This is a genomic window from Mycolicibacterium chengduense, assembly GCF_033741155.1.
Taxonomy (GTDB): Bacteria; Actinomycetota; Actinomycetes; order Mycobacteriales; family Mycobacteriaceae; genus Mycobacterium.
This window is the reverse complement of the sequence record NZ_JAWQNH010000004.1, coordinates 185992-203897: the sequence shown is the minus strand read 5'-3', so window position 1 is coordinate 203897 and position 17906 is coordinate 185992. Positions and strand designations below refer to the sequence as shown.

At 66.3% G+C, this 17906-nt stretch carries 18 protein-coding genes and 1 pseudogene; 6 read left to right on the top strand and 13 right to left on the bottom strand.

Translation table 11 applies throughout. The features are described from left to right. Positions 1–66 precede the first annotated feature (66 nt). Together SBI67_RS16045 and SBI67_RS16040 are read left to right on the top strand one after the other, a co-directional pair. On the top strand, positions 67–606 hold the full coding sequence (locus SBI67_RS16045; RefSeq protein WP_318981517.1) for a hypothetical protein: 540 nt from the start codon (positions 67–69) through the stop codon (positions 604–606). Between the two features lie 140 nt (positions 607–746). Next, positions 747–1301 carry a TIGR03086 family metal-binding protein gene (locus SBI67_RS16040; protein WP_318981516.1) on the top strand — a complete coding sequence of 185 codons (555 nt, stop codon included), beginning with the start codon at positions 747–749 and terminating at the stop codon, positions 1299–1301. A gap of 189 nt (positions 1302–1490) precedes the next feature. Here the strand turns inward: SBI67_RS16040 and SBI67_RS16035 are convergent, their stop codons facing one another. After that, positions 1491–1982, bottom strand: coding sequence for a beta-class carbonic anhydrase (locus SBI67_RS16035; RefSeq protein ID WP_318981515.1), 492 nt, complete (start codon positions 1980–1982; stop codon positions 1491–1493). 173 nt (positions 1983–2155) lie between these two features. Here SBI67_RS16035 and SBI67_RS16030 point away from each other — a divergent pair, with 173 nt between their 5' ends. After that, positions 2156–3415 (top strand): PE-PPE domain-containing protein, encoded by a 1260-nt coding sequence (locus SBI67_RS16030; RefSeq protein WP_318981514.1) that lies wholly within the window; start codon positions 2156–2158, stop codon positions 3413–3415. A 10-nt stretch (positions 3416–3425) separates the two neighbouring features. Here SBI67_RS16030 and SBI67_RS16025 read toward each other — a convergent pair whose 3' ends face one another. The 6 genes and pseudogenes from SBI67_RS16025 to SBI67_RS16000 all read right to left on the bottom strand — a co-directional run bounded on the left by SBI67_RS16025 (position 3426) and on the right by SBI67_RS16000 (position 8326). After that, positions 3426–4640 carry a DUF1501 domain-containing protein gene (locus tag SBI67_RS16025; RefSeq protein ID WP_318981513.1) on the bottom strand — a complete coding sequence of 405 codons (1215 nt, stop codon included), beginning with the start codon at positions 4638–4640 and terminating at the stop codon, positions 3426–3428. 9 nt (positions 4641–4649) lie between these two features. Continuing rightward, positions 4650–5960 carry a DUF1800 domain-containing protein gene (locus tag SBI67_RS16020; protein WP_318981512.1) on the bottom strand — a complete coding sequence of 437 codons (1311 nt, stop codon included), beginning with the start codon at positions 5958–5960 and terminating at the stop codon, positions 4650–4652. Between the two features lie 88 nt (positions 5961–6048). Then, positions 6049–6279 (bottom strand): hypothetical protein, encoded by a 231-nt coding sequence (locus SBI67_RS16015; protein ID WP_318981511.1) that lies wholly within the window; start codon positions 6277–6279, stop codon positions 6049–6051. A gap of 412 nt (positions 6280–6691) precedes the next feature. Next, positions 6692–7488, bottom strand: a pseudogene (locus SBI67_RS16010) (adenylate/guanylate cyclase domain-containing protein). Between the two features lie 87 nt (positions 7489–7575). Beyond that, positions 7576–7710 (bottom strand): hypothetical protein, encoded by a 135-nt coding sequence (locus SBI67_RS16005; RefSeq protein WP_318981510.1) that lies wholly within the window; start codon positions 7708–7710, stop codon positions 7576–7578. Between the two features lie 28 nt (positions 7711–7738). Next, the gene (locus tag SBI67_RS16000) at positions 7739–8326 is read right to left on the bottom strand and encodes a TetR/AcrR family transcriptional regulator (RefSeq protein ID WP_318981509.1); all 588 of its coding nucleotides are present in this window, start codon (positions 8324–8326) and stop codon (positions 7739–7741) included. Positions 8327–8442: 116 nt separating this feature from the next. On the opposite strand from SBI67_RS16000, the gene SBI67_RS15995 reads away from it, so the two are divergent. Together SBI67_RS15995 and SBI67_RS15990 are read left to right on the top strand one after the other, a co-directional pair. After that, positions 8443–9282 (top strand): alpha/beta hydrolase, encoded by an 840-nt coding sequence (locus SBI67_RS15995; protein ID WP_318981508.1) that lies wholly within the window; start codon positions 8443–8445, stop codon positions 9280–9282. Between the two features lie 67 nt (positions 9283–9349). Next, on the top strand, positions 9350–10243 hold the full coding sequence (locus SBI67_RS15990) for a manganese catalase family protein (RefSeq protein ID WP_318981507.1): 894 nt from the start codon (positions 9350–9352) through the stop codon (positions 10241–10243). A gap of 59 nt (positions 10244–10302) precedes the next feature. Here the strand turns inward: SBI67_RS15990 and SBI67_RS15985 are convergent, their stop codons facing one another. Next, positions 10303–10887 (bottom strand): hemerythrin domain-containing protein, encoded by a 585-nt coding sequence (locus SBI67_RS15985; RefSeq protein ID WP_318981506.1) that lies wholly within the window; start codon positions 10885–10887, stop codon positions 10303–10305. Positions 10888–10950: 63 nt separating this feature from the next. Further along, the gene (locus tag SBI67_RS15980; RefSeq protein ID WP_318981505.1) at positions 10951–11628 is read right to left on the bottom strand and encodes a phosphodiesterase; all 678 of its coding nucleotides are present in this window, start codon (positions 11626–11628) and stop codon (positions 10951–10953) included. Positions 11629–11727: 99 nt separating this feature from the next. Here SBI67_RS15980 and SBI67_RS15975 point away from each other — a divergent pair, with 99 nt between their 5' ends. Beyond that, positions 11728–12636 carry a hypothetical protein gene (locus SBI67_RS15975; RefSeq protein WP_318981504.1) on the top strand — a complete coding sequence of 303 codons (909 nt, stop codon included), beginning with the start codon at positions 11728–11730 and terminating at the stop codon, positions 12634–12636. Here SBI67_RS15975 and SBI67_RS15970 read toward each other — a convergent pair. The 4 genes from SBI67_RS15970 to SBI67_RS15955 form a co-directional block, all read right to left on the bottom strand. Continuing rightward, positions 12611–12883, bottom strand: a complete 273-nt coding sequence (locus tag SBI67_RS15970; RefSeq protein ID WP_318981503.1) for a hypothetical protein — start codon at positions 12881–12883, stop codon at positions 12611–12613. The genes SBI67_RS15975 and SBI67_RS15970 overlap by 26 nt on opposite strands. Before the next feature lie 106 nt (positions 12884–12989). Continuing rightward, positions 12990–15875, bottom strand: a complete 2886-nt coding sequence (locus SBI67_RS15965; RefSeq protein ID WP_318981502.1) for an MMPL/RND family transporter — start codon at positions 15873–15875, stop codon at positions 12990–12992. Positions 15876–15971: 96 nt separating this feature from the next. Continuing rightward, entirely contained in the window at positions 15972–17435 is a 1464-nt protein-coding gene (locus tag SBI67_RS15960; protein ID WP_318981501.1) for an FAD-dependent oxidoreductase, read from the bottom strand. Then, positions 17432–17839: a hypothetical protein gene (locus tag SBI67_RS15955; RefSeq protein ID WP_318981500.1), complete on the bottom strand. Its 408-nt coding sequence runs from the start codon at positions 17837–17839 to the stop codon at positions 17432–17434. Before SBI67_RS15955 ends, SBI67_RS15960 begins: the two co-directional genes overlap by 4 nt. Between the last annotated feature and the right edge of the window lie 67 nt (positions 17840–17906).

Genomic DNA, 17906 nt, shown 5'->3' with positions numbered 1-17906 from the left:
GTCGGCCGCCTCTTCTACCGTCCGATGCATACCGAACCGCATGCCTACTCACCAGGAGGAGTCACCATGAGCGTCAACGAAGTAGAAGAAATGATTGAACTGCAGGTCACCAGCGAGGGCGCCGCCTTGCTCGGTGGGGGATCCGCATTATCGGCGGACAGTGACTCCGGTGAGCCGAGCCAGTTCGTCACGCGCAGGCACGGTCACATCACGCTGAATACCGGGCCGATCGTCTTCCATTCGGGCGTGCCGGTCGGCGGATGGGGAGCTCTGGACGTCTATGGCGCTGGAGGAAGCGGATTCTCGGGACATTTCCACGACTCAGGAGCCGGCAATTACAACGTCGCCCTGGCGATTGTGGTCAAGGCGCAAAGCGGCACCGCCTACGCCTGGGCGACGCAGGGCCACCTCAACGGCACGTTCACACCGGGGTCTCGGGATTACAACTGGGACATTTCACCTCTCGGCTCAATGGATTCGGCCGATGCGAACAGCCTCACCGGTTGGTGGTGGCAGGCGGCGACCAACTGGAACATCAACGGCATGGTCGACAGCTGCGTCAGGAACCTCGGTGGAGCAACCAGGGTCAAGTGGCTGCTCCCGTGACGAGTGACGCCGGTTGGCCAGCGAGCCGGCACTCGACGAGAACTACTCCACGGCAAGCTATCTCACAGCACAATGTCAAGAACGGGTGATTGACCTGGGTCTTCACCTCGGTCGCGCGGCGTGGCTGTAGCGTGACGCTCGTGGAGATCGATGAGGCCTTTAATCAATCTGAGCAGTTGTGGGTCGATGCTCTTGCCGCTGTCGCGCCAGGCGATTTTGACAAGCCCAGCGGGTGCGACGGGTGGACGATCGCCGATCTGGTCAATCATGTTGCAGGAGGAGGACACCGATATGCGATGCTGCTCGACGGCGCGGACGCCGCCGCCACCGCACTGACACGAAACAACGACTACATCGGCAGCGATGTGGTTGCACAATTCTGGCGGTACGAACAGATGTTGCGCGACGTTGCCGCCGTTGCCGACCTTGGCGCGATGGTCGATCATCGGGCGGGTGCGCGGTCGGGGATGACGTTGCTGAACATGCGCGTCATGGATCTCACCCTGCACGCCAAGGATCTGTGTGACGGGCTCGGGCGCCAGTGGGAACCGTCTGACGTTCTCGCGTCCTACCTTCTGCTGGAAATCGCCTCGACCATCGACGAACTTCGGTCGCTTGGCCTGTTCGGCCCAGCCACAACGCCTCGTTCTGCTGCACCCGCTGATCGGCTGCTCGCGCTGGCGGGACGTCGCTGAGCTACGTGGTCAATGCCCAGCGATCAGGATTCTGCGCTCAGTCACTGGTCGGCAAGTGCACGTACATCGACTGGATGCCGACACGTCCGGGGCCGGTGAACCAGTTGAACACCACACTGGTCCTGCCAAGCACACCGGTCTTGAAGACCCTACATCTTGACCTCCATTTGCACCGTATTCCGCGTGCAGTCAGAGGATGACCTCGTCGAGCCGGCCGGTTGCCACGTCGAAGATGAAGCCGCGCAACGACTCGTGCCTGGTGACGAAGGGGCTGGCCTCGATCCGGCGCAGTGACTGACGCACATCCTCGGCCAGATCGTCGAAAGCCTCTGCGCCCCAAGCGGGTTTGATGCCGGTTTCATCTTGGATGCCGCGCTTGAACTCGTCGTCGGTGAATGTCAGCATGCCGCAGTCGGTGTGGTGGATAAGGATGATCTCCTTGGTGCCGAGTAGGCGCTGGCTGATGGCCAGGGATCTGATCTCGTCGTCGGTCACCACTCCACCGGCATTGCGGATGACATGTGCCTCGCCGTCACCGAGCCCGAGGATGCGGTAGACGTCCAAGCGGGCATCCATGCACGCGAGCACCGCAACATGCTTGCTCGGCGGAAGCGGTAACGGGCCGTCGAAGGTCTTGGCGTATTCCGCGTTGTTGGCCAACAGTTCATCCGTGACAGACATGCGCCGGACGCTAACGACCACCGGCGCCCCAAGCACTGGTCGGAATCAGCGTGAATCTGGCGATGGCGGTCAGCGCTGTGACGTGCATCCGGTACCGGGCACCGCGACGTCCACTCCGTTATGTTGTGAGCCGACAGCTCTTGTACTGCCGTACCACTGTGAAAGGTGGCGCCGTGGGGACCGAGAAGCGCCTCAGCATCCTGGGTTTCGTTGCGGTGTTCGCACTCGCGGTCGGCGTTGCACCCGCCCGGGCTGCCGATACGCCTCCTGACGTTGTCGCTTTCTACCTGCAGGGCACCTGTCTGTGCAGTACGGTCCCGACGGCACAGGAAGCGCTTGGCCTGGCCGACGGTTATCTGGAGGGCGCCGGACCGATCACCGGCGTGGGCTATCCCGCCGGACTGCTCTTCGCCCTGGACTCGGCGATCGGCGCCAGCGGGGTGAAGACACATCTGGACGCGGTGCCCGACGGCATCAAGATCACCCTGGCCGGGGTCAGCCAGGGCGCCATCGTGCTCGACTACGTCAAACAGTCACTCGCGCTGCAGATCACCCCTGCCCGTCCGCGTGCGGACCTGGCGTTCGTGACGTTCGGTGATCCGATGAACTCCACCGGCGGGATCGTAGCCAAGAACCCCCTGCTGTGGTTGTCGGTGCCCCCTGGCATCTTGCCGACCCCGTATGCGACCACCGAGATCGTCCGCGAGTACGACGGCCTGTCGGACTGGCCGGACCGTCCCACCACACTGTCGGTGCTCAATGCGGTGATGGGTGTCGCCTACGTGCATCCCTTCTACGGTGCGGCTGCCGACCCGGACACCCCCGGCACCTTGAAGACTGTCTCGGTCAATGCCGCCGGCGGCACCACCACGCATTACGTGGTCCCGACGGAGGGCCTGCCGATTACGCAGCCGCTGCGGGACGTCGGCCTCGACACCACCCTTGTCGACCGCTGGTTACGTCCCCAGATCGATCATTCCTACAAGCGGCGCCCCACCGTGGTCGCAGCCGATTCCGACACGACGCAGGCCGAACCGGCTCCGCGACCGGCCGAGGCCACGCCGAAAACCGCCAAAGAGGCTGCGCCGCAACCAGCTACCGATGACAGTGACGCCGACAGGCCGGTGCGTCCGAAGCCCAGCCTGCCGATCACCCAACCGCTGCGGAAGCTGGGCATCAACACCACCGCTATCGACCGGTGGTTGCGCCCGCAGACCGATCGTTCGGACAAGCGCCGCCCCACGGTGGCCACGGCTGAGGCCGATACGTCGCAGGCCGCGTCGACAACGACCAAACAGGATGCACAGAAGCAACAAAAGACCGACGCCGGCATCCCGGTGCGGTCAACGCCCAGCCTGCCGCATGGCCCCAAGAAGGAGTCAGCGGGTTCAACATCGCGGAGTTCGGCCGAGCCGACGAGTAAAGACGAGTAAATAGCCGCGGCTACCCGGCCAGGAAACCGACGTCTTTGCGACCTGCGCCGACCACCGGGCCAGGATCGGCACCGAGGGTGCGGGTCAACACCTCGTGGTACACGTCGCGGAAATCCGTGGTGACCTTCAGATCGCCGTTGTCCAGGTCGGTCAGCGAGGGCTCGTCACCATAGAAGCCACCATGCACGGGGACGCCCGCAACGAACATCGGTCCGGCCGTGCCGTGATCGGTGCCTTGTGACGCGTTGGCGCGGACACGGCGGCCGAACTCCGAATAGGTCATCAAAACAACATCTTTGCCGTGCGGATCGGTCGCCATCTGTTTGAGGAAGCTCGTGACGGCCGTGTCGAGCTTGCCCAACAGGCGCTGCTGGGTATCGCGTTCGTCGGCGTGGGTGTCGAAGCCGCCGAGACTGACGGTGTACACGCGGGTGGGCACACCGGCCGAGATGCAGTGGGCGACGACGGCCAGTTGGTCGGCCAGGACGTTGTCGGTCGTCGCGTCCTTGTGGGCAGCGGTGTGCTCGTGGTGCGTCGCCGGTTGCAGGGAGTGATCCGCGGTCAGCGCGGATCGGTAGGACTCACGCACCATCGCCATGGCCGGGGTGTCCCGTGGATCGGCAACGCCGAGCGCGTTCACGGCGTGCTCGAAGGAGGCGATGGTGCTGTCACCGCCGACGGAGACCGCTGCGGCCGTGCACTTCTCACCGACGGCCAGGGGTGGCAGCACCGTACCGATGTTCACCGCCCGCAGCGGATCGTCGCCGGTGGCATCGAGCCACCGGCCGATCCACCCCGTCGAGACGGGTTCGTCCGGTGAGGCCGTTTGCCAGATGTCCATGGACCGGAAATGGCTGTGGTCGGGTTTGGGATAACCGACACCACGGATGATGGCCAACTCACCGGACCGCCACAGCCCGGCCAGGCCGGGCATACCGGGGTTCAGACCCAGCTGGTCGTCGAGGTGCAGCACATCTGAAGCGGCATAAGCCAATTCCGGTCGCGCCTGGTGATAGGCGGAATCGGCGTACGGGATCAGGGTGTTGACGCCGTCGTTTCCGCCGTACAAGGTCACCAGCACCAAGATGCCCGACCCGGGCGTCAGTGGCCGATCGCGGGCGGCCTGTAACAGCTCGGGCAGCCCGAACACCCCGGCCGTCAGCAGTCCGGCCGCGGTCAACCCAGTACTCGCGAACAGGAACTTTCGCCGGTTCAACTCCACCATGTGCACCTTCTACGACGTCAGGTTCTCGGGTGTGTTGGCGGCCGCGGCCACCAGTTCGGGTGGCCGGGTGATCAAGGGCCGCAGCGCCGCGGCGCTGTGATCGGTCCACTCCCCGATGCCCAGCAGGTAACCGGCGGCGTCGATGCGGTCGGCCGGTGCGGCCTGCGCGACGACCGACACGTCGCCTTTGCGCGCCAACGCGGTCGCGGCTTTGAGCCGGATGCCGGCGCCGGCGGTGGACAACCACGCCTGGCCGCGCGGCCAGCCACCCACGTCGGGCGGATAGAAGGGCTGCTGTCCCAGCGTCTTCATGGTTCTCATGGCCAGGTCGGTGTTGCCCTTGTCCGCGACGGGCACGTTGAGCGCCCGGACCAATCCGACGGTCCACTCGACCGGGGTGTTCACCACCGATGACGGTTGTGAGCCGAATTCCGGATCGTTCAGCACGGCCAAGGTCAACGCCTTGAGGTCGCGACCGTCGCCGTAGGCGTCGACCAAGCGGGACAGCGTGGCATCCGAGGGCGGATTGTCCGATGCCAACTGCTGCCACAATCGCCCGGCGACGAAGCGACCCGATGCCGGGGCAGCCAACACCGCGTCGCAGAACGACGAGGCGTCCAGCGGGCCGGTCATCCCCAGCACCGTCTTGTCTGCAGCGTCATGCCGTTTGGCGACCAGGCCGGCCTGCCCATCCTTGCCGATGACCCACCCGGTGAGCGCCCGCGCCCCTTCACGCACGTCGGCTTCGGTGTACCCGTTGCCATGGCCGAGGGCGAACAACTCCATGAACTCGCGCGAGAGGTTCTCGTTGGCCGCTTTGCTGGTGTTCTGTTGACCGTCCAACCAGCGCAGCATCGCGGGGTCGGTGAGCATGGCGTAGGCCAGCGACCGGAAGTCGCCCAAGGCGCCCGCGCGTAACTTCTCGTTCTGTTCGGCCATCATTGCCGCGTCGCGCACCTTGGCCGCCGACGTGGCGAAGTGGTTGTGCCATAACAGCGTGAGCTTCTCGTGCAGCGGTTGTTTCACGGCGACCATCCGGTGCAGCCACCACGCGGACAGGGTGTTCAACTGATCGGACAACTGCCGGTTGCGGGCCTTGCGTGTGTCGGTGCCGGCGCTCTTCGGCAGGGGTGCCGGGGTGGTGAAGGCGGGCAGCGGGGTTGCCTGGACGCCTTGATCAGCGGCGGGATCGGCGTCGAAAGCCGCGACGAGAAAGTTTGGTTGACCGACGGCGGCGTCGACCGCGGGACCGGTGGTCCCGAATCCGCTGCGCCGCAACAGACGCGCCGTTGCCAACCACTGCGGGGATTGCGTCGCCATGACGCGATGATCAGCGGCCAACTTAAGCAGAGGCTGTCAAAGGCCTTTGCGTCAGGCAACTCCCAGCGGATATGCAGCGCGCCGGGGGCTACGCGATGTCCTCCAGCTCGACATGCGTCGGGTACTCATCGTCGGGCAGCACCACCACATCGCGCTGGTGCCAGTAGTCGGCCGGGTCCACTTCCATCGGGAGCGTAAACCTGGCGCCGCGGTCATCGGCATCGTCGACGATCACCGGGGTCGCCTGCTCGGCGACGTCGGCTGGTTCTGCGTCGAGCGGAAAGGCCGTCACCATGGCTATCTCCTTGCTGTCGAACATGTTCGCTGACCAGAGAGCTCAACATGGCAGACGCCCGCCCCGCTGACATCGACGGTCCAGGGGCGGGTCGTGCTGCTACCACTATGGGTCGCGCTCTGATATGCCTCCTTTCCTGTTCACATGATCCACAGCACCCGCGTGACGCGGGACGAGGTCTCGAGCGCCGGAAGATCGGCAGCTCAGGTGGGGGTGCACCGCCCGCCGACACAAGCGTTGGCGCCGGGTGCGATGGACTGCTGCGTCATAGTCACCTCCACGATGGTTCCGAAGAGCTGAGTGCGGCATGTCGACGATCGATGTCAACGAGACATTTTTTATATAGCACGCCCCTCGTTGACTGGCAAGGACTGCGCTGCCGCAACGGTTTTCGCTCCCATCGCCCGTTCGAGGTGAATGGCGACTCAGGTCCGCTCTACCTGCCACCCGGTAACGGTTCCGGCCGGCGTGGCAGCGCGGCCGGTGCGTCCTCGATCGTCACGGGGTAGACGGTGTGCCTGCCCTGCAAGCCCTTGAGCTCCACGTCGCGCGGCGGCCCGAACCCGACACCGGGCAGACCCTGCACCGCGTCGTGCACCGGTTCGCTGATCAGCACCTCGCCGCCGGCGGCCAATCCCGCCACGCGGGCCGCCATCGCGACATTGCGGCCGAACAGATCGTCCCCGCGGCGCACCGATGTGCCCATGTGGATGCCGATGCGCACCCGGATGTCGTCCCAGCGCTCGGGGGCCTCGCGCAGCGCCCGCTGGACGTCGAGGCTGCACCGGACCGCCTCGTCGGCGGCGGCGAAGGCGATCATGAATCCGTCGCCCTGGTCTTGACCACGTGACCGCCGTGCTTCTCGACCTGCTTGTAGAACAGTTTGTTGTGTCGCTCAAGCAGTTTCACCCACTCGCGGTCGCCGAGCGCGTCATTGCGTTCGGTGGAACCTTCGATGTCGGAGAACAGAATGACCACCTGGCCGTCGGCGGTGAGCCGGGCCAGGTCGGGTCGCTCCACCTGCGCCCAGCCGGCCAGGTCCTCGATCGAGTTGCGGACGGTGACCAGCACACCGTTGTTGATCAAGGAGTCCGCGGTCTGCCACACCGTCTTGATGGCCATCGGGGCGAGCCCACGAGGCCGGCGCCGGCGCGGCTGCTCGCGGCGTAGCCGCTCCAGCTCGTGGCGGGTGCCCGCCAGCTGGCGTCGCGCCACGATTAACAACACGGTCATGGTGATCAGCGCGGCCACCGTCACGGCGACGATGACCCACGGGATGATGCTCGCGGCGGTCGTCACCCGACCAGTATGGTCGCCGCGTCAGGACAGCACCACGATCCCCAGCGCTACGACGAACGCCACAGTGACCACGACAGCCACCCACAGCCGCGCCACCGGTGGCTGGCGCGTGCCGGGCGGGTACCTCCGCTCCGGGAAGATCGACGGCTCACGCATACGATCGCGTACCCGAAATGACGAGTCGCTACACCCCGCCGGGCTCGGACCTGGTCGGTAGGCCGGCCGCCTGCCGAGCGGCGCGCACGAAGGCGGGCTTGGCGTACTCGATTCCGTCGAGGTAGCCGCCCACCAGCGCCGCGTCGCGCAGCAGCGCGAGCGAGGCCGCGATCTCCCGGGCATCGGCGTGTCCGGCCGCGGCCTGTTCCAGAGCGGCCCGAAACCAGCGGCGATGTTCGGTGATGAGCCGACGGATGGGGCTGTCCGGGTCGGGATACTCGGCGGCGGCATTGATGAACGGGCATCCGCGGGTGTGGTAGCGCGCAACGTCCTCGGCGATCCCGTCGATGACGAGTTCGAGCAGGTCGGTATCGGCTCCGGCGGCGGCCTCGGCGGCGGTGAAATACCCGCGGATGGTCTGGTCTTCGACGGCCAGATAGGCCTCGACCAGGTCTTCTTTGCCCTTGAAGTGCCGGTACATGGTGGCCCGGGTGACACCGGCCTCGGCCAGGATGCGGTCGACGCCGACGGAGTGGATGCCCTCGCGATAGAAGAGGTCGGTGGCGGTGCGCAGCAGCCGTTCGCGGGGTGCCGACGCCGGCGCAGTAGGGGCCATGACCACGACGATACCGCTGGCCAGAACGTTCGTTCTTCTACTCGGGAACAGATCGGCCGCCCGGGTGGTTATCGACGTAGAAAGAACGATCGTTCTACCAACCGGAGGAGCACCCCATGACCACCATCACCGCATGCGAACAAGCCGAGATCGACGCGGCTAACCGCTCCGGCGCCCGACCCGTCGTCTTCGTCCACGGATTGTGGCTGCTGCCGGACAGCTGGGACAGCTGGCGCGCGTTGTTCGAGCAGAACGGCTTCGTCACCCTGGCGCCGGGCTGGCCCGACGACCCGGCCGGCACCGCCGAGGCCCGCCGCGACCCGTCGGTCTTCGCGGGCAAGGGTGTCGACGCCATCACCGAGCACTACGCCGACATCATCCGCGCGTTGGACCGCAAACCGATCATCGTCGGGCACTCGTTCGGTGGCCTCATCACCCAGAAACTCGCCGGCATGGGCCTGGCCGAGGTCGCCGTTGCGATCGATCCCGCACCGTTCCGCGGGGTGCTCCCGCTCCCATGGTCGGCACTGCGGTCGTCCTTCCCGGTACTCAGCAACCCGCTGAACTACGGACGGTCGATTGCGTTGACGCCCAAGCAATTCCGCTACGCGTTCGGCAATGCGGTGTCCGAGGACGAGGCGACTCGGCTCTACGAGCGGTACTCGGTGGCCGGGGCGGGCAAGCCGTTGTTCCAGGCGGCCGTGGCCAACTTCAATCCGGCGTCCGAGACCAAGGTGGACACCACGAACCCCGATCGTGGTCCGCTGCTGATCATCTCCGGCGAATTCGACCACACCGTGCCGCGGGCGATCGCCAACGCCAATTACAAGCTCTACAAGAAAAACCCCAACGTCACCGAGTTCGTCGAAATCCCCGGGCGCGGGCATTCGTTGACCATCGACAGCGGGTGGCGGGAGGTCGCGGACACCGCGCTGACGTTCATCCACCGGTTCTGAGCGAGTTTGGCCGCACTGAGCCGGGGTATGCGGGCCGGACGTATTCCTGCCCAGCCCAAGGAGCCTCATGTTCGTGCACAACAAAGACCTGCAATTCGACGTCCGGGTGAGCGCGCCGGACCCAAGGTTCGCCACGATTCTGCAGGAACAGTTCGGCGGGGCGAACGGCGAACTGAAGGCCGCCATGCAGTACTTCACCCAGGCCTTCGTGCTGCGTCAGAAGAACCCCAAGATGTACGACCTGTTCATGGATATCGCCACCGAGGAGCTCAGCCACCTGGAGATGGTCGGCTCGATGATCACCATGCTGCTCGACGGTCTCAACGACGACCTCAAGCTCGCCAACGAGCGGTGTGACTGGATGCCGACCGTGGCGAGCGCCGACGGCAGGGAACAGGCGATGCACCAAGTGGCGGTCAACCCGTTGTACTTCGCGCTGACCGGTGGTGGCCCGGATGTCAGCAACTCCGTCGGCGTGCCATGGTCGGGTTCCTACGTCAACGCCAACGGTGACCCGTCGGTGGACCTGCGCAGCAACCTGGCCGCCGAGTCACGGGCCAAGATCGTCTACGAATATCTCAAGCAGTTCACCGATGACCCCGGGGTCCAGGACACGCTGACCTTCCTGATGACGCGGGAAGTGGCGCATTACCAACAGTTCACGGCCGCGCTCAACGAGCTGCCGGTGAACTTCCCGCCGGGCACGTTGGCCGGCGATGACCGCTTCCAGAACGTGGCGTTCAACATGTCCAACGGCGACGGTGATGTGCGCGGCCCGTGGAACCAGGGGCAGGGTCCGTGGCCCGAGGGCATGAAGTGGAAGTACATCAAGTCTCCTGCCGACGAGTGGCTGGGAAGCTCCGCCCGCGAGAATAAGGGTGCGGAACTCAACCCGGACGGTGGGCCCGCGGTGAACAGCGAGAAGCCCTTCACGCATGAGCAGCACACCGCCATGACGTGACGAGCACTCGACACGGCGAGGGGGCCGGCCTTATGGCCGGCCCCGTTGTCGTGTGGGCTTCAGTTCGGAGCCGGATCCGGCGGGTTCTTCTCGTCGCGCCCGCTGAACGCATCCCGGACATGGTCGACGACGGCGGCGGCTGTGCCCATGGTCTTCTGCGTCACCGCATCCGAGGGCGTGTCGGGATGCGGGCGGGTGGGCGCCACCTTCTTGGCCGCTTCCAGCCGTTCACCCAGCCTGGCCAGTTCGGCATCATCGACCGCGGCCGAGAACCGCGGCCACACGACGTCCTGCTCGTATTGGATGTGTTCGCGTGCGGCCCTGACGAATTCGGTCAGGGCGTCTTGGTAGTCGGCGTCGCCGGGGGAGCCGTCTTCCAGACGCTGCAACAGGTGCTTGGCCGCGGCCTCCTGCTGCACGGCATGCTCGGCCAACGCGTCCCCATCGTCGAGCGCCTTGCGGACCGCCGGCCAGAACAGCTGCTCCTCGATGGCCTCGTGCTGCGATTCGGCGATGATCAGGTTCGTCACCATGGTGTCCAACCCGCTCTCGGTGGCGCCGTCGCCGCGGGGCGCGCCGTCGAGTACTTCGAGCATGCCCAACACGCTCTTATGTTCGGCGCGAAGGAAAGTCAACGCATCCATAGATCCTCCTAGTCGGGTCGGACTCGGCATACCCGCGACGGATGCATTGAAACGACGGCTACTTCACGACGCGTGCCGGCCGCGCCGGCTGCGCGCATATGCCTGCGCGCGCAGCCCGCTCAACCAGCCCGGCGCCAACGCGACGTCGGGTGCGGTGTGCAGGACGGGGTCGAACGACACGTCATGCGACGGCGTGATCACGCGGCGCAGTGTCAGCCGGGCCAGCGGCGCGAACGGCGCCGTGCCGCAGGCCTGGTCGATGTCGAACTCCAGCGGGCCGGTACGCAGCTGCCGGCGCACGGCGTCGGTGGATACCCCGAAACCGTCGATGTGGGTGGACATTCGCGCCCGCACCCACCAGTTCTGGTCCTGGTATCGCAGCGGCATCAACGTGGTCATGGTGGATCCGGTCCACTTCGTCACCGGACGTAACCCGGCGATCCGGGTCAGTGGTCCCGAGCCGGCCGAGGCCAGCAGGATGTCCCACGGGGTCGGCGCGAACGGCTCCGGCGGCAGACGCAGAGCCAGCCCGATGACGTCCGGAAGCGGACCCGGGGTGCCGATGCCCTTCGACAGCCTGGCCTCGACGTTGTCGGAGTCGGCTACCGGCAGCCCGTCGCCAGTCGCGGCCACCCGCGCGATGGTGGCGTGCGCCAGCACCCCGACGGGGTGGAAGATCCGGGCGTGTCGTAGTGCGGAGGCCGCTTGGAAAGGGGCTGCGGCGAAGTCGGAGACGGGCACAGTGGCGCGGGTTCCCGCCTGGTGGCCACCACAAACACCCTCATCTGCACCTCGAAATTCGGTTGTCGCGTGACGGCGGCCGGGCTTTACTTGCCGTCGATGTCTCTTGCCGCCGAGTGGCCCTCGCTGCGCGACGAACTCGCGCTGGCCGACACCCTCTACGGACCGCGCGGAGCGGCGATGGTGGAGCGATGGTTCGCCCAGCAGGTGGACCGCACCAGCGATATGGGCTTCGCGCGGGAGTTCGCCGACCACATCGACCTGCCGGTGCGGCCCGCGGACTACCTGCACCGTCGCATCCGGTCCGCCGCCGGGAAACTGCTCGGCGGAATTCGCTTCTACGGACGTGACATCACCCGGCCGTTCGTGGAAATCATCGTGCACGACTTCACGGATCTGAACGCGTTACGCGCCTGCGTGCGTGCCGAGTGGGCGATGTTCGCTCCGCCGTTTCTCCGTATCCGGGCCGCACCGGGACGGGTCACGGGTACCGGTGTGCTGCTCGACGAAAGTGTCTTCGCCGCCCGGTACCGGGATGTCCGGGCGGCCGGTGCCGGGGTCTGGCTGCGCCGCTTCGACCGCGTCGAGGATGCCGAACGCATGGTGGCACGCCGATATGAGCGGCTCGGTGTCGACGACCCAGCGCTCGCCCGCAACATCTCACCCGCGAGCGCAGCTGATCTGCAGGAATGGCATGCGCTGGGACAGCTGCGTGCCCTGCACACCACGGCTGGGGTGGTCGGATTACTGGCGGTGGTGCCCGGGCGGATCGATTGGATCAGCGGGGATGTCGTCAACGAGGAAGTCGTGTGCGCGGAGCACCGCGGTCACGGGTTCGCCGCCGCCGGCCAGGCTGCCTGGGCCGCTGAACCCGGCCGTGACCCCGATCAGTGGTTGATCGGGACCATCGACCGGTTGAACACCGCGTCACGCAAGACGGCGGCCGCCGCCGGCCGGCGCCGCGTGCTCGACGGGCTCTTCGTCAGCACGGATCCCCGGGCGGGGTGAAATACGGCACCCCTTCGACGGTGTAACAGGGCACCTCGCCGGGGACGTAGGGGACATGTGCCGCGGCGATGGCCGCACCCGTCGCGACATCGCCCGCGATATCGGTGCAGCCGCCGGCGGCGAAGTGCCTGCCGTCGGCGCCGGCGCACACGTCCGCACCCGCCACGGGGGCGCTGCTCAGGGGAAATAGTGCTGCGGCGGTGGCGACCCCGGCGGCGAACAAAACTGAGGTGGTACGGGCACTCATGACGATCTCCTTCTTGGGCAGCCCCGCCTGCGCGTGTGATGGTAGTGACGATTGTGGGGTGCGACGGCGTTCGCCGCTCGGTTTTGACGACAACGTCACTGGATGCTCAGACGTCCGCACCTTCCGGGGTCGGGCGGGTCTTCCACGGCGGCAGGCTGCGGGCCGGGCGCTGGCGGACCACCTGCGGCCACCAGAACCACTTGCCCATCAGCGCGGCAATGGACGGTGTCATGAACGACCGGATCACCAGCGTGTCGAACAGCAGACCCAGCCCGATCGTCGAGCCGACCTGCGCCACCACGGTCATCTCGCTGGCCACCATCGACATCATGGTGAATGCGAACACCAGTCCGGCCGCGGTGACCACCGAACCGCTGCCACCCATGGCCCTGATGATCCCGGTCCTGATACCGCCGTGCAGTTCTTCTTTCATCCGCGCCACCAACAGCAGGTTGTAGTCGGCACCGACGGCCAGCAGCACGATCACCGTCATCGCCATCACCATGAAGTGCAGTTCGATGCCGAGGATGTGCTGCCACAACAGGATTGACAACCCGAACGATGTGCCCAGCGACACCACGACGGTGCCGACGATGACGGCGGCGGCGATCAGGCTGCGGGTGATGATCAGCATGATGACGAAGATCAGTGTCAGCGCGGCGATACCGGCGATCAGCAGGTCGTAGTTATTGCCTTCCTGCATGTCCTTGAACGCCGCGGCGATACCGCCGACATAGATCCTGGACCCCTCCAGCGGAGTGCCCTTCACGGCCTCCTTGGCCGCCGCCTTGATGTCGTCGATCAGTTTGATGCCGTCGGCGGTCAACGGGTCACCATCGTGAGAGATGATGAAGCGCACCGATTTTCCGTCGGGGGAGATGAAGTTCTTCATGCCCCGCTTGAAGTCGGCGTTGTTGAAGGTATCCGGCGGCAGGTAGAACGTGTCGTCGTTCTTGGAGTTGTTGAAGGCATCACCCATCGCGGACTGGTTGGCCTGCATCTCGTTGGCCTGGTCCTGAATACCCTTCTGCGTCTGGTACATCCGCAGCATCATGTCCCGCGAGGACTCCATGGTGGAGATCTGCGCCGGCAGCGTGGCCAGCATCTGCGGCATCAGTTCGTCGAGGCGGTGCAGGTCCGGCAACAGGTTCTGGAACTGGTCGGTGGTGGTGTCGATACCGTCCAGCGCGTCGAACACCGACCGCATGGAAAAGCACACCGGGATGTCGTAGCAGTGCGGTTCCCAGTACAAGTAGTTGCGGATCGGGCGCAGGAAATCGTCGAAATCGGCGATGTGGTCTCGTAGTTCGGCGATATCGACGGCCATCTGGGAGCTCTTGCCGACCATGCTGTGCGTCGTCGCGCTCATCGCGGTCATCAGCTCGATCATCCGGTTCATCGTGCCGATGGTGGTGTCCATGTCACCGGCCTGCTTGAGCATGGTGGCGAACATGTCTTCCATGTACTTCTCGTTCATCTGCTGCGCCGTGCCGCCCATGCTCATTTGAGCCGGGATGGTGCTGAACTTCAGCGGCTTACCGTCGGGACGGGTGATGGCCTGCACGCTGCCGATCCCGGGAACCCGGAAGACCGCCTTGGCGATCTTGTCGATCACCAGGAAGTCCGCCGAATTGCGCAGGTCGTGGTCGGACTCGATGAGCAGCAGTTCCGGGTTCATCCGGGCCACCGAGAAGTGCCGTTCGGCCGCGGCGTAGCCCTCGTTGGCGGGCAGATCGGCGGGCAGGTAGTTGCGGTCGTTGTAATTGGTGCGGTAGCCGGGCAACGTGAGCAGGCCGACCAGTGACAGCGCGACGGTGGCCAGCAGCACCGGGCCGGGCCAGCGCACGATCAGCGCCCCGATCTTGCGCCAGCCCCGAATACGCATGGCGCGCCGGGGTTCCAGCAGTCTGCGGAACCGGCTGGCCACGGCGATCACCGCGGGCCCGAGGGTCAGCGCCGCGACGACGGCCACCGTCATGCCGACCGCCATCGGGATGCCGAGGGTCTGGAAGTACGGCAGTTTGGTGAAATGCAGGCACAGCATCGCCCCGGCGATGGTCATGCCCGAGGCCAGCACCACGTGCGCGGTGCCGTGGAACATCGTGTAGTAGGCCGACTCCTTGTCTTCGCCGAGACTTCGGGCTTCCTGGTACCGGCCGATGAGGAAGATGGCGTAGTCGGTGGAGGCCGCGATGGCCAGCGTGACCAGCAGCTGGGTCGCGAAGGTGGATAGCCCGATCAGGTCGTGGTAGCCGAGGAAGGCCACCACGCCCCGGGCCGCGGACAGCTCCAGTACCACCATCAGCAGCACGATGAGCACCGTGGCGATGGAGCGGTACACCAGCAGCAGCATGGTGATGATCACGACGAACGTGACCATCTCGATCATCCGGACGCTGCGGTCACCGGCGATCTGCTGATCGGCGGCCAACGCCGAGGGCCCGGTGACGTACACCTTGACCCCCGGTGGCGGCGGCACCGCCTCGACCAGTTTCTTGGCCGCTTCCACCGACTCGTTGGCCAGCGACTCGCCCATGTTGCCGGCCAGGTAGACCTGGACGTAGGCGGCTTTACCGTCGGGGCTCTGCGCCCCTGCTTCGGTGAGTGGGTCGCCCCAGAAGTCCTGCACGTGTTCGACGTGCTGGGGGTCGGCCTCCAGTCGGTCGACCATGGCGTTGTAGAAGTGGTGTGTGTCGGGCCCCAGCTTGTTCTGGCCTTCCAGCACGATCATCACCGAACTGTCGGATTTGAACTCGTCGAAGACCTGACCCACCCGCTTCATCGCGATCACCGACGGCGCGGTTTGCGCGCTCATCGACACCGAGCGCATCTGCCCGACCACCTCCAGCGGCGGCACCGTCACGCTGAGTACGGCGACCAGCGCAATCCAGCCGATGATCACCGGGATGGCGAGGGTTCGGATCCATTTCGGGATACCGGTGCGCTTCTGCTGGGGCGGGGACGCGTCCGTCACCGAGGTTGGGGCGGACACGTGCTGGCACTCTCCTGATGGCGTAGAGGTCGCCTCTTTCGTACCAGATGACGTGCCGCGGTGGTGAGCTACGGTCGGACGGCGCTCGTTTCTCGTTCAGCCCCGGCTCACCACCGAAGCCGGTGCGCTCCACCAGGACAGGCAGGCTCGCCAGCCATGCTGATCAGACGATGATCCGGTCCACGCCACATAGCCGTCCGGGCGCACCAGTACCGCAGGTCCGTCGTCGGCGCGTTCGGCCTGCAGCAGGCCGGGCGCGTCGACCGGTGCCGTGCCATGCTCGCGGACCAGCACGAAACCGGGCGTGCGCTGCACGACGGTGAGCCGGCTCTCGGTCAGCGGGATGTGCACGGCGCACGTGCCGACCTGCCCGCCGCGTCCGTACCGCAGCCCGGTCCCGGAGAAGCTGCCCGCCACGGCGTCTCGCACGGCCGGTATCCGAAGCAGGCGCGGCACAACGAGATTGCGTAGTGCGCGGGCCAGGCGCGGATGCAGGGTCACCCCACGCGCCATCAGTCCGGACTGCCGCAGCACCCGTTCACCGATCGGGTGTCGTTCGCTCTGGTAGGTGTCCAGCACATGCTCGGGCGCGCCGCCGAGCACGGCATCGAGTTTCCAGGCCAGGTTCACCGCGTCCTGGATACCGGTGTTCATGCCCTGCCCGCCCATGGGGGAGTGCACGTGCGCGGCGTCGCCAGCCAGGAACACCCGACCGTGCCGGTACTGCGCGACTTGCCTTTCGTCGCAATGAAATCGGGAATGCCAGCCGATCTCCAGCAGGCCCGGATCGGCGCCGGACGCCCTGGTCAGCACATCGGCGATCGCACTCGCGTCGACAGGCGCGTCGTCGGGCACCTGGCGCGCCCGGTCCCACACCATGGCGCGATACCAGGCGCCGTCGGGGTCGGTGCGCCCATAGGGGGCCAGGAACGCGAACACGTCGCGTGTGCTGCGCAGGGTCAGCCCGTCACCGGCCGGTCCGGCGGCGAGTTTGACATCGGCCAGCACGATGGAGGACAGCACCGTCTTGCCCGGGAACTCGGCGCCGACAAGGGTCCGCACGGCGCTGTGTGCGCCGTCTGCTCCGATCAGGTACGCGCAGCGCCAGCTGTGGCGGCTGCCGTCGGCGCGGGATCGCGCGACGACGGTGACACCGTCGCCGTCCTGGGCCAGATCGGTGATCTCGAATCCACGCCGGACGTCGGCGCCCTGCTCGACGGCGTAACGGGCAAGGGCCGCATCGACATTGGTCTGCGGGGTGATCATCGCGAACGGATAAGCCGAGTCGAGATGGGTGAGGTCGATGCGGGCGCCGCCGAAGACCGTCACCCCGGGGGTTCGGTGCGCGTGGGCCAGCAGATCGTCGGCCAATCCGCGCGCGTCGAGTACCTCCAAGGTCCGGGCCATGGTGGCGAAGGCGCGGCTGGCCGGATTGGGGGCGGGCCGGCGTTCCAGCACGGTGACCGTGCGGCCCGCCCGCGCCAGATCGCCGGCGGCGGTCAGCCCGGTGGGCCCGGCGCCGACGACGATCACATCGGTCGTAGGGGTCGTCGTGGTCATCGGGTCACCGCCTCCGGATTCGGGTACCACCGGCGGATGTCGTCCGGAGTGGCGACGGCATCGGCGTTGAAGACGAACCGGCAACCGGGCTGGGTGGCGTGTGCGGTATTGACGATGGCTTCGAACAATTCGGTGTTACCGGTGACCAGCCGCACGCCGGCCCCGATGAGCACCGCGTCGTAGCGGGCGGACTCCAGCCACTTCCGGGCTTTGGCCGCTCCGGCGTCCCCGAACGGGATGAGGCAGTTGTCCACCCGGTAGCCCGCGGCCCGCAGTCCCGCGATGTTGTCGTCGTTGGCGGCACGCAGCTTCTCCCTCGTCAGCCCGGGGAACCGGGCGAAGTCGGGGGAGGTGACGTCGATGACGTCCGGGTCGAGGCCGATCTGGATGACGGTGACGGTCATGGCCGATCCTTCCACTGGTCGAGTTCAACAACTGTTGAACTCGACGCTAGGCCCGTCACTTGCTCAT

What these genes read in the sequence shown, in the direction of transcription:
- SBI67_RS16045 (WP_318981517.1), top strand. Translation starts at nt 67, where the DNA reads ATGAGCGTCAACGAAGTAGAAGAAATGATTGAACTGCAGGTCACCAGC.
- SBI67_RS16035 (WP_318981515.1), bottom strand. Translation starts at nt 1,982, where the DNA reads ATGTCTGTCACGGATGAACTGTTGGCCAACAACGCGGAATACGCCAAG.
- SBI67_RS16025 (WP_318981513.1), bottom strand. Translation starts at nt 4,640, where the DNA reads ATGGTGGAGTTGAACCGGCGAAAGTTCCTGTTCGCGAGTACTGGGTTG.
- SBI67_RS16020 (WP_318981512.1), bottom strand. Translation starts at nt 5,960, where the DNA reads ATGGCGACGCAATCCCCGCAGTGGTTGGCAACGGCGCGTCTGTTGCGG.
- SBI67_RS16015 (WP_318981511.1), bottom strand. Translation starts at nt 6,279, where the DNA reads ATGTTCGACAGCAAGGAGATAGCCATGGTGACGGCCTTTCCGCTCGAC.
- SBI67_RS16005 (WP_318981510.1), bottom strand. Translation starts at nt 7,710, where the DNA reads ATGCGTGAGCCGTCGATCTTCCCGGAGCGGAGGTACCCGCCCGGCACG.
- SBI67_RS16000 (WP_318981509.1), bottom strand. Translation starts at nt 8,326, where the DNA reads ATGGCCCCTACTGCGCCGGCGTCGGCACCCCGCGAACGGCTGCTGCGC.
- SBI67_RS15995 (WP_318981508.1), top strand. Translation starts at nt 8,443, where the DNA reads ATGACCACCATCACCGCATGCGAACAAGCCGAGATCGACGCGGCTAAC.
- SBI67_RS15990 (WP_318981507.1), top strand. Translation starts at nt 9,350, where the DNA reads ATGTTCGTGCACAACAAAGACCTGCAATTCGACGTCCGGGTGAGCGCG.
- SBI67_RS15985 (WP_318981506.1), bottom strand. Translation starts at nt 10,887, where the DNA reads ATGGATGCGTTGACTTTCCTTCGCGCCGAACATAAGAGCGTGTTGGGC.
- SBI67_RS15975 (WP_318981504.1), top strand. Translation starts at nt 11,728, where the DNA reads ATGTCTCTTGCCGCCGAGTGGCCCTCGCTGCGCGACGAACTCGCGCTG.
- SBI67_RS15970 (WP_318981503.1), bottom strand. Translation starts at nt 12,883, where the DNA reads ATGAGTGCCCGTACCACCTCAGTTTTGTTCGCCGCCGGGGTCGCCACC.
- SBI67_RS15960 (WP_318981501.1), bottom strand. Translation starts at nt 17,435, where the DNA reads ATGACCACGACGACCCCTACGACCGATGTGATCGTCGTCGGCGCCGGG.
- SBI67_RS15955 (WP_318981500.1), bottom strand. Translation starts at nt 17,839, where the DNA reads ATGACCGTCACCGTCATCCAGATCGGCCTCGACCCGGACGTCATCGAC.